The following is a 13,995-nucleotide window of genomic DNA, read 5'->3' on the forward strand; positions in this document are numbered from 1 at the left end:
TCATCTGTGTTTATATGCGTATGTCTATGGTTTGAAAAAAACGTGGGTACGGTATTATATTGAGTTTGGCATTCAATATTTGCTTAGAAGAGCGTATTCGGAATTACAAATTCACTTCATATTGAGTAACCCCTCTAGATGAAATGCACATCGAGCCAAGGTAGTTCTCAAGAATGATGTAGTTATTAGTAAATATTTGAAATTATGAAAGCGCAGGAGCTACAAAGACATGAAAAAAGCCCATGAAATCCCAAGAGACTCAAAACACAACAACAGAGAATAATCGCCCCGTTGCAGAGGACACGCCTAACTATATAAATCCCGAAGAACCTGGAAAATCTGAGCCTATGACTCAGGTACAAAGGGATAATGTAATCACCAATCAAGACTTACCTGATCCACGAGTTCGCTATGGTTTTACCCTGGTTATATTGGCGGCTTTCTTATTTGTTGTCGCCATTTATTATGGAATTATTAACCCCTAAGCAATTCCCCTAATTCAGCCTCACAAGAAGTCAAAACTGTTGGTATCATCCGTTACTAAGTTTCTTGAAAACTTGAGCTTAATATTTTGTTATGTATTGCCTAGAGAATGAATATTTTTATGCTACACTTTGGCAAAATTTTAAGCTCATTTTCACGAGGAATTTGGCAACCTTTGCGGCTTTGGGACTGTATGTAAGACTACAAGCTCATTTAATAAAAATATCCTCCAATAGTTAGATGGAATTGATAGTCATTAATTAGTTTATTACTTTTATAGAAATGAATTGCATCATACCGCCTAATGATGTAAGTCCAAAAATTAAGCCTGTTTTACCCTCAATACTCACCAGCTTTTGCTATTTAGATTGACCTCCAATTTAAGGCTGAAAGGGTGCTGATTCAATTGTAAAAAGTTGCTAGCTCACTAAAACTAGTAACTTGGATTAGCGTTTAAGGAGATGTAATTAAATTGCATGGCCACAAAATATCCTAAATTTAACCAGGATCTCGCGCAAGATCCTACTACACGTCGGATCTGGTACGCGATCGCTACGGGAAATGATTTTGAAAGCCATGATGGCATGACCGAGGAAAATCTTTACCAAAAGATTTTCGCTACTCACTTCGGTCACGTGGCAATCATTTTCCTGTGGGCATCTAGTCTATTGTTCCACGTAGCCTGGCAAGGTAACTTTGAACAGTGGATAAAAGATCCGCTGCATATCCGCCCAATCGCCCACGCGATTTGGGACCCTCATTTTGGTAAACCAGCAATAGAAGCCTTTACCCAAGGGGGCGCTCCCTATCCTGTTAACATTGCTTACTCTGGTGTCTACCACTGGTGGTACACCATCGGGATGCGGACGAACAATGATCTCTACCAGGGTTCAGTGTTCTTGTTGCTGTTAGCAGCATTGTTCTTGTTTGCTGGTTGGCTGCACTTGCAACCTAAGTATCGTCCCAGCTTGGCTTGGTTCAAGAGTGCTGAACCTCGTCTGAATCACCACTTGGCAGGATTGTTTGGTGTTAGCTCTCTGGCTTGGGCCGGACACCTTGTTCACGTTGCCATTCCCGAATCTCGCGGTGTTCATGTTGGTTGGAACAATTTTCTGACTACCTTACCACACCCAGCAGGTTTAGCACCCTTCTGGAGGGGTGATTGGGGTGTCTATGCCCAGAATCCTGATACGTCAGGGCATCTGTTTGGCACATCTCAAGGCGCAGGAACGGCAATTCTGACTTTTTTGGGTGGTTTTCATCCCCAAACTGAATCGCTATGGCTGACCGATATGGCTCATCACCATTTAGCGATCGCAGTTATCTTTATTGTCGCCGGTCACATGTACCGGACTAACTTCGGTATTGGTCACAGCATCAAAGAAATGCTCAACGCCAGAAATTTCTTTGGTATCAAAACTGAAGGTCAATTCAACTTACCGCACCAAGGGCTGTACGACACCTACAACAACTCTCTGCACTTCCAGTTGTCCATACATTTGGCAGCGTTAGGTACTGCATTATCATTGGTAGCGCAGCACATGTATTCGATGCCTCCTTACGCCTTCATCGGTAAGGACTACACAACACAGGCGGCGCTGTACACTCATCACCAGTACATTGCTGGCTTCCTGATGATTGGTGCGTTCGCCCATGCCGGCATCTTCTGGGTTCGGGATTACGACCCAGAACAGAACAAAGGTAACGTCCTGGAGCGTGTACTACAGCACAAAGAAGCGATTATCTCACACTTGAGTTGGGTGTCGCTATTCTTGGGTTTCCACACCCTCGGATTGTACGTTCACAACGACGTTGTAGTTGCCTTTGGCACTCCTGAAAAGCAAATTCTGATTGAGCCAGTATTTGCTCAATTCATCCAATCTGCTCACGGGAAACTGTTGTATGGGATGAATACTTTATTATCTAACCCAGATAGTATCGCCTACACAGCTTGGCCCAACTACGGTAACGTCTGGCTACCAGGCTGGACAGAAGCGATCAACTCCGGCACTAACTCACTGTTCTTGACGATTGGCCCTGGTGATTTCCTAGTTCACCATGCGATCGCTTTAGGTTTGCACACCACCACATTAATTTGTGTCAAGGGCGCATTGGATGCTCGTGGTACCAAATTGATGCCTGATAAAAAGGACTTCGGCTTTACCTTCCCCTGCGATGGCCCTGGCCGGGGCGGTACTTGCCAAACTTCCTCCTGGGAACAGTCTTTCTATCTTGCTATCTTCTGGATGCTGAATCTCCTTGGTTGGGTAACTTTCTATTGGCACTGGAAGCATCTAGGTGTTTGGCAAGGTAACGTCGCTCAGTTCAATGAGAACTCTACATACCTCATGGGTTGGTTCCGTGATTACCTCTGGGCTAACTCCGCTCAGTTAATTAACGGTTACAACCCCTACGGCACAAATAATTTGTCTGTCTGGGCTTGGATGTTTCTCTTTGGACACTTGGTTTGGGCAACCGGTTTCATGTTCTTGATTAGCTGGCGTGGGTACTGGCAAGAGTTAATTGAAACTCTTGTCTGGGCACATGAACGCACTCCGTTGGCTAACTTAGTTCACTGGAAAGATAAGCCTGTTGCTCTGTCCATTGTCCAGGGTTGGTTAGTTGGTCTAGCTCACTTTACTGTTGGCTACATCCTTACCTATGCAGCATTCCTTATAGCTTCAACCGCCGGGAAATTCGGTTGAGGTTTTTGTATAGATATCCTCTGACTTAGCCATCTCCCCCTCTATACCATTAGGTAAGAGGGGGATTTTTGTATATCGAAAGCACTTTGTTAGTAGGCTGCTACACTTATTTTATTTTTGAAAAAAATATATATAGTAGCCTGGCAAGCCTAAAATGTTGGAATAGAAAATGTTTATAGTTGCTCTTTAGGACTGAATCAACTATAAATTTAATGCACAACTTTAGCCTTGCCACACCACTATGCATATTTCAAAAATCAAATATGAGTCCTATAATTATTTCAGGTATTAGTATTTGATTTTTCACCTGGGCGTTCAGTGGCAGGAGGATACTTAACACTTTCTTCGACTCTATGGATCTCTGTGTTGGTTTGTTCTTCGGACAAGAGATCGTCGGGGTTTAATGTTTTATCAGCAGCATCATCAATTACTCCATTAGCATTGACATTGGGTTTATCAGAAGTGCCTTTATGGCTAGCATGTCCACTAGGCATAACCATTACCTCTCATTTTCATAACTAAACACTCCCAGCCTAAACTCTTTTGTTTGTAGAAATACACTATCAGAAGGCTTATAGCAGAACTATCAGAATCCAGTCTGGAGTTATATAGATTTCTCTTAAGGACGCAGGATTGCTGTGACCCTACCAACGTTTTTGTATCACTATTATTAAAGTGAAACAGTATTACAAAAAAGTTAAAAACCGCCCTTGATTAGAAAGAACGGTTAAAACAGTTTGCTGTTCAAGCAGTGGACAAACAGGAATAAATAGGTAAGTTTGTCACACCGAAATCGGTTCTTCAATATTTACAGCGCTTGCATAATGCCCTCTCTTTTTGTTAGCAGAATAAAATTCAGCTTTATTTTAAAAGGTTTTTGCTTTGGGACTGGCTGGGTTAGCTGTACGATCAGGGGCACACAGCACCATAGTTAACTACCCTTTAATTCAGTAGCTTCTCTCTGTAACTTCAATTGAGATGCAATCAGGGGAACTTTGGGCGCGAGAAAAAATCCAATTAAACTAGCAAAAAGGATTGGTGTAAAAGGACTTAAGTTAGCCAGTTTTGACAGTAATAAAGTTGTACTGATAGGTGTGCGCGTTACGGCTGCATTGACAGCCGCCATTGTACAAATCATGGCAAGGGCAGGATTAAGCCCCGGAATTAAGACTGCTACTGCTTTACCAATACAAGCACCAGTGAAAAACAGGGGGATGATGAATCCACCCCGCCACCCACCAGTTACCGTAAGGCTAATGGCAGCCATTTTACCAAGAGCAAGAGTTAAGAGAAAAACAGCACCAAAGCTAGTAGTGAGGACTGACTCTAATTCTTCATGTCCAAAATAATGGGTTAGGGGTAATAAAACTGCTAAAGTGCCAAGCCCAAATCCTGCTAATGTTGTACGTACATAAATGGGCCCGGGAATTCGAGCAAACAAGTAATCGCAGCCCCGAAAAATGCCCATAAAAATCCATCCCGCCACCGCCCCAATGATTCCGAATATGATAGCGATCGCAAAATCATCAATCTTGTCTAGGTGGTACTGGGGAAAATGCCAAGTGGGTGCAATTCCCAAATGTGTAATTGCTGCAAATACCAGATAACTAGCGCAACTTGAAACAATGGCTGGCATCAAGGCTTGGTAGTATTCCACAATATGCTCATGGTGTAAAATCTCCAGAGCGAACATTGCACCGCCAAGAGGTGCGCCAAACAAGGCAGTGAAGCCAGCCGCCATCGCCGCTAAACTGATAGTTCTGAGGTCTTCACCTTGGAGTTTTAGGCAATCGGCAACCCAAGTACCAAAAGAACCTGTTACTTGTACTAGTGGTGCTTCTGGGCCAGCACTACCGCCTGCCGATATGCTGATTAGAGAAGCAAGAATCATTGAGGGATTTTTGCGAGCATCTAAGCGTCCGCCGCGAAAATGGATATTATCAACAATCACGGCAATTTCACCGGGATTCCCCAGGAAATGAATCACCAGCCCGATAACTAAACCCGCTAGTGGCATCGCTATTAGGAGGCTAAAACCTTCAAATCGTTGCAGATGGTGAGTTAAAAGTTCTAAAACATTCCAGTACAACGCAGCAAATAGACCACCAGCAGTGCCCACAGCTACCCAGAGGATTACCCACTGCGAAATCATCAAGGGATTACGTTTTACCTGTCCAAAAAGTTGAGCAAATGTCCAGCGTTGAGTTTGATTGGTAGCGGTAGGCTTTTTTGGTAACACTATTTATTTCCTATTTGTGAAACGAAGAATATGGAATATTATGTTTTTTATCGTAAAGGCTATTGAGTTCACTGAATCATCTTTCTTCTATAAAGCAATCCAGTTCAGTTAAGCAATTTTTATTTTTTCCTTCTCTCTGCGTTCTCTGCGCCTCTGCGGTAGCCTATGGCTTGCCGCTTTGCGCCACACGGTGGAACTTACACGTTTACAGTTTCATGGTTAATACTTCATGGGATTATAAATAATTTTAGAAAAGCTTACTTTTGAGGTAATTATCTAACTAAGTTGCTTATTTCTATTGGGAGATTAAATCACAATTAAAAAAGACCAAAATAACAATATACATAGCTGAAAACTAAATTGTAAATTGTTAGTTTTATGCAAAAGATTTATGGCAATGTTCAGGGTATCAAAGCTAGTCAGGTCAAACAACTGCAACAGCTTTATGAGCAAAATCAGCCAGCAGATAGATTAATTACGCCAGAATTTGCCCAAGCCTTAGCTCCAACTAATTGACGAACCAGTGAAGGCGATGCCTACGGCGCTGCACGAAGCGCAGAACGCAGTCCGACAAAATTCATAGTAACTAGAAGGAATTATATGATACCGACTATCATTGTTCACGGTGGAGCAAAAACCATCACAGACGATAAAGTTGCAGCCAACAATGCAGGCTGTACAGCAGCAGTAGAAGCTGGTTGGGCTGTGCTAATCAGCGGAGGTACAGCCGCAGAAGCTGTGGAAGCAGCTACCCGTGTTTTGGAAGCTGACCCGACATTTAACGCTGGTCTTGGTGCAACTCTCAACAGCGACGGAGAAGTGGAGTTAGACGCGGCGATTATGGAAGGCTCATTAAGTTGGGGAGCGATCGCAGCAGTTCAGGGCATCCGTCATCCAATCTCAGTTGCACGAAAAATTATGGATGAAAAACCCAGGCTGCTAGTAGCACGGGGTGCAGAACGCTTCGCCATAGATTGTGGTGCCGAAATGTGTAAAAAAGAAGACTTAATAGCTGAGGAGCAATGGCAGCAGTGGAAGGAAGATCAAAAAGTGATTGATCGCCCCAACACCATAGGTTGTGTGGCTTTGGATGCTAGCGGTATTATCGCTGCTGGTACTTCAACTGGCGGTACTACGAAGCAGCAATCTAGCCGCGTCGGTGACAGTGCCCTTGTTGGCTGTGGCTTGTACGCTGATAATAAATTCGGCGGTTGCTCAACAACAGGTGATGGCGAGTCGATTATTCCCGTGGTTTTGGCTAAAACTGCGATCGATTTTTTGACTGGAGACAGACACCCGGACGAAGCTGCACAGATGGCAATTGACGCTTTGGCTTCTAAGGTTAAAGGTGAAGCTGGGTGCATCCTTATAGATCGTCAAGGACGGGTTGGCTGGGCATATAACTCATCACACATGGCTTGTGCTTATATGACCGCAGGACAAGACAAAGTGGCTGCCTTTACCAAGAAATGAACTCATATCAATTCGTAATTATAGCCGTTCTCATTTACGTGAGTACACCCGTAGGGGCACGGCACGGCACTGCCGTGCCCCTACACCTGGTGATGTAATCTTGTACCGCATCTGAATGGGAACCGCCATAATGAAGCCAAATTACATCTGAGTTTTCAAGTTTGAACATACAGCTTTTTTTCAAGTTGGTGTTACTTGCAAATCCAGGAGACTTGTTTTATATAAATAACCGCATCCATTTGTGGATGCGGTTTCTCGGAGGAGTAGATGTCAAAATACGACTTTCATTATTTTCAAGGGAGTACTCTTTCTGATCTGTTTGCTCAAGATATCAGAGATACATCTTATGGGTTTATTTTAAATTACCCTGCAACTGCCAATTGGGCTGCTTATCCCAATCGGAAAAAGTATTTTATTCAAGATGGCAGTAGTGAAGCCACCAAAACCTCCTTTGATAAGATTTGTCAGAAGGAACCTTGGAAAAATCTGGCTGTATTAGGCGATCGCATTTCAGGAATTGTGATTATTCCACCGCCAAAGTCGTTGGTTGACTACTGGCAAGAGCATTTCGGATTCAACCACTCCAATATGGAAATGATGGATTGCTCCACTTATTTGGATGACCTCAGCCACAGCGATGGCTGCCCTAACGCCTTTAGCGATCGCTTTGACAAACTCATCACTCTATTTCCTTTTGATCATCTAAAACCTGAAAAACACGCTGTTGCTCCCGACACTCATTACCGTTTACTCAGCAAAGTAACGCTAGACCAACTAGGGGTGCAATGTCCGAAATACAAGAGCTACAATCTGCACCAAACCAATCTCGAAGACATTCAGTTACCAGAATTCCCCTATTTAATTAAAACCTCGCACGGACTCTCAGGAGAAGGTACTTATATCATCAAAAGTTTCAGCGATTTGAACTACTGTTTTGAAGAAATCAAGAAATATCTTGATATTAAGTTGCTCGATACGATTATTGTCTCGGAGTTCGTCAAGAATGAAGTACAGAATTACTGCGTGCAGTTCTATATAAACAAGGCGGGAGAGATAACCCTCATCGGTACTACTGGCCAACTCGTAACTCCAGAAGGCAACTATTTAGGCGGACTAATTGACTACCACAAAACTGACATGAGCAAGTTCTTTGAGATGATTGCCAACCTTGGTCAGTATGCTCACAAACAAGGTTATTTCGGTGTGATTGGCTTTGATGTACTGGAAGACCAAGACGGACAATTTTATGCGATAGATGCTAATTTCCGAGTCAATGGATCGACTCCGTTGTGCTTGCAGCGTAATACCCTATTAGGACTAGGAAAAGGAGTAGCTAAATATTCCAGCGACTACCGCATGGAAGGAACGCTAGATTCAATTTTAGTGACCTTAAAACCAGAACTAGATCGCAAGGACTTGATCATCCTGTCAGCTTTAGAGAAAGCCAAATACGGAAAAATCTACACTGAAATTTATGCGATCGTTACTGGAGAAACTATCCAGGAAATGCAGCATATTGAGGAGAAATTACAGAATAAGGGATTACAATGGCTCCCTTAAACAGCACTACTGTTGATCTTTGGCGTTAAGAAGTCTTATTTATCGTAAAAACTGCTGTTCTTTGCTGAAGTTATAAAGTGATTAACTTAGTTTTATAAAAAGGAAAAAATACGTGAGGTACACCTGTAGGGGCGCAAGACCTTGCGTCCCTAAGATGGGATATTTTTTTAACTGGAAGTCACTAAGGAATTTATAGGAAATCCAGATCGCAAGCAATCTCTCAAATCTCTGCCTAAACTGGTTTTGACGTTAAGTTGATAACAATGACAGATGTTGCGTCCCTATGATGGTTTGTATTCTACTTAGTTAAATGTGATCGCTAGCTAAACTAATTAAACTGCGTAAACGCCCATTCTGAGAAAATCGCTTTGCTAGAATTTGTTGATAAACCGCCTCATAGCCATCAGTCATGTGCGCAATGCTGAAAAGATTTTCGACATGCTGGCGACAGGCATAGCGGTCTAACTCTATTACCCGATCAATGGCACTAATGCACTCTTGAATATCATTGCAGAGGAAACCTGTTTTGCCGTGGGAAATTACCTCTTCAGTAGACCCCAGTTTCATCGCAATCACGGGCGTACCCGAAGCCATTGACTCCACCATCACCAACCCAAAGGGTTCTCGCCAAGTGATGGGGAACAGAGTTGCTACTGCACCTCCCATCAGAGCATTTTTTTGAGCATGGTTGGCTTCACCTAGATACTCAATTTGCTTCCCATCAATCAGTGGTTTGATTTCTTTCTCAAAGTATTCCACATCAACGACATCGACCTTACCTGCCATTTTCAAGTGCCAACCAGCAAGTTTTGCAATTTCTATTGCTAAGTGCGCTCCTTTCTCAGGAGACATCCGACCCAAAAATGCTAGGTAGGGCGGATCTTTTGGTTGAGAGTGAAACTGATAACTGCTGACATCAATTCCGTTGTAGACCGTTGCTATACAGTTCAACCCTAGCCTTGGTTCTCGTTGTGCATCGGAAATACTGACGTAGGGTTCTTTTTTCCCAAAACTAAACATCTTTTCGTTGTCAGGGGTAAAAATACCGTGCAATGTGTGAACCGTAGGGGTTGTGACGAGATTTGCGTAGGCCAGTGCCCCATACCCTACATGGGAGTGAATAATATCAAATTCTTCTGCACGTTCATACACCGAAGCCAGATTCAGCATTTCGTAAATACTGTAATCTTTGATTGTGCGATCGAGTCTGAGGGCACGGGGATGAACTGACGTTAGTTTTGCCAGACTGATAGAATCTCCCGACGCAAATAAAGTTACTTCGTGTCCGCGTCGGACTAACTCATCGGTCAGTAACCCCACTACTAGCTCGATGCCACCATAAGCAGGCGGCGGAACTCTTTCCCATAATGGAGCTACTTGAGCTATTCGCATCACAAACCTCCTAAAAAATGAAAGTTGAATTAGAAGTTTTTTCTTTCTTTTGTTGTAGTGCTTGTAATTTTTTCACTTGGCATCAGAAAGTAACTTCAGATACTAAACTTATTAACAATTTCTTTCAAATCTTATGCTGCTTCTTTTATATTTCTTGTCTATCCTAGTACGGAAATCACCCACTCCTAAAGAGGTAAATTCATTCTGAATTATTAATTTTTGGTAATCTGGTGCAATTTTAAATATAGTTTTTTTAGAAAAAATAATTGTCTAAAATCGCTCAAAACTAAGTTAAGTAGTCATAAAAAGCTAAAAACCTCTATTATTGCCTGCAAATTATTTGATTTTATAATGTTATTTAAAGAAGAAACTGTCTAGTCAGTTTTTGGGCGGCTTTCCGTACCTAGAGGATAACCCGTAGCGGACTAAAAGACAGATTCTTGTACAGTACTTAGTTTGAAATTAGAAGTGCCAAAGCTTGATTAGGAATTCTATCCAAATTTTTACCCATATCATCCTTAGCCACCTTAAAAGGGAATAAGGAGATTACCAGAATTAAAATCTCTCTATTCACTCTAGACAATTGGGGAATACGAAAAAAGGAGAGGAGAGAGTTAAATTATTGACTTATTACATAAGATGTGATATTTTATTTTGCTAATCAACAAAACAAATATAAACGTGAATATCTCTCCATCTCTAAAAAAACCGCGTGTCTCATGGCAGGCGGTTTTCTCACTGCTGATATTTGTGTTCATGTACCTGCCCATACTGGTACTTGGCTTTTATAGCTTCAATCAGTCGCCCTACAGCGCAACTTGGCAAGGATTCACTCTCGATTGGTATCGCAAGTTGTTCAGTGACGATCGCATCTTATCAGCTTTGCAAAACAGTATGATAGTTGCTGGTTGTGCAGTGGGAATTTCAGCAGTGCTGGGAACTTTGATGGCGGTTGGGTTGGCGCGTTACGAATTTCCTGGTAAGAAATTGTATCGGGGTATTGCTTACCTACCATTGATTATTCCCGATATTGCGATCGCAGTGGCTACCCTAGTATGTCTAGCAGCGTTTGCCATACCTTTGAGTTTATGGACGATAGTTGCAGCCCATGTGGTGTTTTGTCTGGCCTACGTAGGACTTGTGGTCGCTTCACGACTGACTAATTTAGATCCTCACTTAGAAGAAGCAGCACTAGATTTAGGCGCTACACCAACGCAAGCTTTCATCAAAGTATTGCTACCTCAATTAATGCCTGGTATAGTAGCTGGTTGTCTCTTAGCCTTTGTCCTCAGCTTAGATGACTTTCTCATTGCCAGTTTTACCGCTGGTAGCGGTTCTAACACCCTACCAATGGAGATTTTTAGCCGAATTAGAACAGGAGTCAAACCTGATATTAACGCGCTGAGTGTGATGTTGATTTCAGTATCTGCGATCGCTGCTATTGTAGCTGAATTAATTCGCGCTTCTGGAGAGAATAAAAACTTAAGATAAAACTCGCAATTGGTAATCAAAATTAGAGATAAGTTGGTTCTCCATGAACTTTTTCGAGTGGTAAATAAAAGCTATATTAAAAGAGACGTTGCAATTTAACGTCTCTTCACCCGTTGTACTCGTGTATTCATATCTACTAATATTTATAAACGTCCCAATATAAACAAACATATAGCCTTTGTTTATAAGGAAGTTTAGGCACATGAATAAACTTCCGTGTTCGCTTCTCTACATAACTGTTTTCAATTAGATAATATTGGGGCTAACTTTGGAGAAGATGCTATTTTCCTCTCATTATGCAAATCTGCCAAAATCCCAATTGCTCAAATCCATTCAACTCTGATAGCAATAGATTTTGCGTGAGTTGCGGACAAAGCAACTTTGGCAAACTTCTAAGAAGCCGTTACCGTGTATTGAGACTTCTAGGTGAAGGTGGATTTAGCAGAACCTATGCTACAGAAGATGTAGACAGACTAAATGCGCCTTGCGTCATCAAGCAATTTTTCCCACAGTTTCAGGGAACAGGACAACGCACCAAAGCAGCAGAATTTTTCAAAGAAGAGGCTTTTCGGTTGTATGAACTGGGAGAAAATCATACCCAAATCCCCAGATTACTTGCTTACTTTGAACAAGGTGCTAGCTTATATCTCGTACAAGAATTTATTCAAGGAAAAACCCTGTTACAAGAAGTTCAGCAACAAATCTATGGTGAAGCACAAATTTGGGAACTTTTAGCTGATTTATTGCCAGTTCTACAATTCATTCATACTCATAATGTCATTCATCGGGATATCAAACCAGAAAATATTATCCGCCGTGCAAGTGATAAAAAACCTGTTTTAATTGACTTTGGCGGTGCTAAACAGGTAACACAAACTAGTTTAGGAAGACAAGCTACAGTAATTTATACCCTTGGTTATGCCCCAACTGAACAAATGGCTGGATTTGCTTGTCACGGTAGTGATTTGTATGCTTTGGGTGTAACTTGCGTGCGTCTTTTAACTCGATGTTTGCCTTTGCAGGATGCTTCTGGACAGGTTAATGACCCTATTTATGATGCTATGAATGCTCAGTGGTTGTGGCGTGAACGGTTACAAGAAAAAGGTATTACTATCAGCGACGACTTAGGAAAAATTTTAGATAAATTATTAAAACATCTACCTAGCGAGAGATATCAAACAGCAGTAGAAGTTATCAATGATTTGAAATTTGCAACATCGAACATTGAACCTGTTGCTCTAAAAATTGTTTCGATGTCTCAAACGATATTACCGCCGCTACCACAAAAAGTAATAGTACCATTACCCCCGTTAGAAACCTTTGAATTTGACGTAGTGACAGTAGACACAGGTGGTAGAGAAGTAAACCGCATGAGTTGCAATGCAAACTTCTTTGCCGAAGAATTGGGTAAATCTGTCACATTAGAAATGGTGTCGATTCCTGGTGGTACTTACATGATGGGTTCACCGGAGTTTGAAGGAGATGCTGACGAACGTCCTCGACATCAAGTTACCGTTGAACCATTTTTTATGGGAAAATTTCCCGTAACTCAAGCACAGTGGAGAGTAGTAGCAGCTTTACCCAAAGTCAAACAAGCTTTAAATCCTAATCCATCTAAATTCAAAGGTTTAGATAGACCAGTAGAAAATGTATCTTGGTATGAGGCTGTAGAATTCTGTCTCAGACTATCAGCAAAAACTGGACGCGACTATCGTTTACCGAGTGAGGCTGAATGGGAATATGCTTGTCGGGCTGGAACTACAACATCCTTCCACTTTGGCGAAACCATTACCTCTGAGTTAGTCAGTTGCACTATCGAACCAAAAAGCAAATTCCGTAAAGAAACAACCAACGTCGGTAGTTTTGAAGTCGCTAACGCCTTTGGATTGTACGATATGCACGGGCTAGTTTGGGAATGGTGCGCTGATTCGTGGCATAACAATTACAGTGATGCACCCTCAGATGGAACAGCTTGGGAAGTTGGCGGTGATATTAATCGCCGGGTACTACGCGGTGGTTCTTGGAGTTTCAATGCAGAACTTTGTCGCAGCGCTAGCCGTAGCTGGAATGAGTCAGACGGTGGACTGAGGGTTTGTGGCTTTAGAGTAGTATTTTCCGTAGAGGAGATTATTTAGCAATTTAATTCAAAGGCTGTATAAATTATGAAAGACAGAATTGAGAAAGGTGACATAGTACTTATAAATAAAAGTGGAAAATATCATAATCAAGTGGGTGAAGTTAGCGAAGTTGATTACAATATTTTCTTCGTCAAAATAGTGCTAGTAAAGTTAGATAATCAACAAGAAGCCTTTGAAGAAAAAGATTTACAATTACAAACTAAAAAGCCGAGCCTGAAAGAAGTCATTGCATCAGTAGATAAAATTCTAGAACAAGTTGAGCAGATTCCCCACTTGCCAGCAAAAGAGCAAGTAGAGTTACCCAACCGTCTAAAATATCTGAAATTAGATATTCCTAAACTAGATAAACATGTGATTCAAAAAAACTTCGACAGTATAGATAAAATACTCGCAGCAGCAAGAGAAGCAGACTCATCAGCAAGCTTTTGGCAGGAAATAGATCCTAATTTGCAGAAAATCAGCTGGTGGATTAGAACAAGCTTGTAAACCAAGAAGTAAGTCGGCGAGAATAAAT

At 41.9% G+C, this 13,995-nt stretch carries 11 protein-coding genes; 8 read left to right on the forward strand and 3 right to left on the reverse strand.

All coding sequences use genetic code 11. The features are described 5' to 3' along the window. The first annotated feature begins 242 nt into the window (after window positions 1-242). Both H6G92_RS14045 and psaB read left to right on the forward strand, forming a co-directional pair. Window positions 243-485, forward strand: coding sequence for a hypothetical protein (locus tag H6G92_RS14045; RefSeq protein ID WP_190894292.1), 243 nt, complete (start codon window positions 243-245; stop codon window positions 483-485). A gap of 474 nt (window positions 486-959) precedes the next feature. After that, window positions 960-3,188: a photosystem I core protein PsaB gene (psaB, locus tag H6G92_RS14050; RefSeq protein ID WP_190894293.1), complete on the forward strand. Its 2,229-nt coding sequence runs from the start codon at window positions 960-962 to the stop codon at window positions 3,186-3,188. A 281-nt stretch (window positions 3,189-3,469) separates the two neighbouring features. On the opposite strand, the gene H6G92_RS14055 is transcribed toward psaB, so the two are convergent. Together H6G92_RS14055 and H6G92_RS14060 are read right to left on the reverse strand one after the other, a co-directional pair. Beyond that, a complete protein-coding gene (locus H6G92_RS14055) occupies window positions 3,470-3,682 on the reverse strand; it encodes a hypothetical protein (RefSeq protein ID WP_190894294.1) in 213 nt (70 codons plus the stop codon). 437 nt (window positions 3,683-4,119) lie between these two features. Next, on the reverse strand, window positions 4,120-5,427 hold the full coding sequence (locus H6G92_RS14060; protein WP_190894295.1) for a chloride channel protein: 1,308 nt from the start codon (window positions 5,425-5,427) through the stop codon (window positions 4,120-4,122). A gap of 378 nt (window positions 5,428-5,805) precedes the next feature. On the opposite strand from H6G92_RS14060, the gene H6G92_RS14065 reads away from it, so the two are divergent. From H6G92_RS14065 to H6G92_RS14075, 3 genes are all read left to right on the forward strand, one after another. Further along, a complete protein-coding gene (locus H6G92_RS14065; RefSeq protein WP_190894338.1) occupies window positions 5,806-5,943 on the forward strand; it encodes a hypothetical protein in 138 nt (45 codons plus the stop codon). 84 nt (window positions 5,944-6,027) lie between these two features. Then, window positions 6,028-6,900 carry an isoaspartyl peptidase/L-asparaginase family protein gene (locus tag H6G92_RS14070; protein WP_190894296.1) on the forward strand — a complete coding sequence of 291 codons (873 nt, stop codon included), beginning with the start codon at window positions 6,028-6,030 and terminating at the stop codon, window positions 6,898-6,900. Between the two features lie 267 nt (window positions 6,901-7,167). Then, on the forward strand, window positions 7,168-8,460 hold the full coding sequence (locus H6G92_RS14075; protein WP_190894297.1) for an ATP-grasp domain-containing protein: 1,293 nt from the start codon (window positions 7,168-7,170) through the stop codon (window positions 8,458-8,460). Window positions 8,461-8,766: 306 nt separating this feature from the next. Here the strand turns inward: H6G92_RS14075 and H6G92_RS14080 are convergent, their stop codons facing one another. Continuing rightward, window positions 8,767-9,852, reverse strand: a complete 1,086-nt coding sequence (locus H6G92_RS14080) for a glycosyltransferase family 4 protein (RefSeq protein ID WP_190894298.1) — start codon at window positions 9,850-9,852, stop codon at window positions 8,767-8,769. 681 nt (window positions 9,853-10,533) lie between these two features. Here H6G92_RS14080 and H6G92_RS14085 point away from each other — a divergent pair. The 3 genes from H6G92_RS14085 (at window position 10,534) to H6G92_RS14095 (ending at window position 13,967) form a co-directional block, all read left to right on the forward strand. Next, entirely contained in the window at window positions 10,534-11,343 is an 810-nt protein-coding gene (locus tag H6G92_RS14085; protein WP_190894299.1) for an ABC transporter permease, read from the forward strand. 296 nt (window positions 11,344-11,639) lie between these two features. Next, window positions 11,640-13,478, forward strand: coding sequence for a bifunctional serine/threonine-protein kinase/formylglycine-generating enzyme family protein (locus tag H6G92_RS14090; protein WP_190894300.1), 1,839 nt, complete (start codon window positions 11,640-11,642; stop codon window positions 13,476-13,478). A 27-nt stretch (window positions 13,479-13,505) separates the two neighbouring features. Then, entirely contained in the window at window positions 13,506-13,967 is a 462-nt protein-coding gene (locus H6G92_RS14095; protein WP_190894301.1) for a hypothetical protein, read from the forward strand. Window positions 13,968-13,995: the final 28 nt, after the last annotated feature.

Origin of the sequence: Nostoc foliaceum FACHB-393, from assembly GCF_014698505.1 — a bacterium.
Taxonomy (GTDB): Bacteria; Cyanobacteriota; Cyanobacteriia; order Cyanobacteriales; family Nostocaceae; genus Nostoc; species Nostoc foliaceum_A.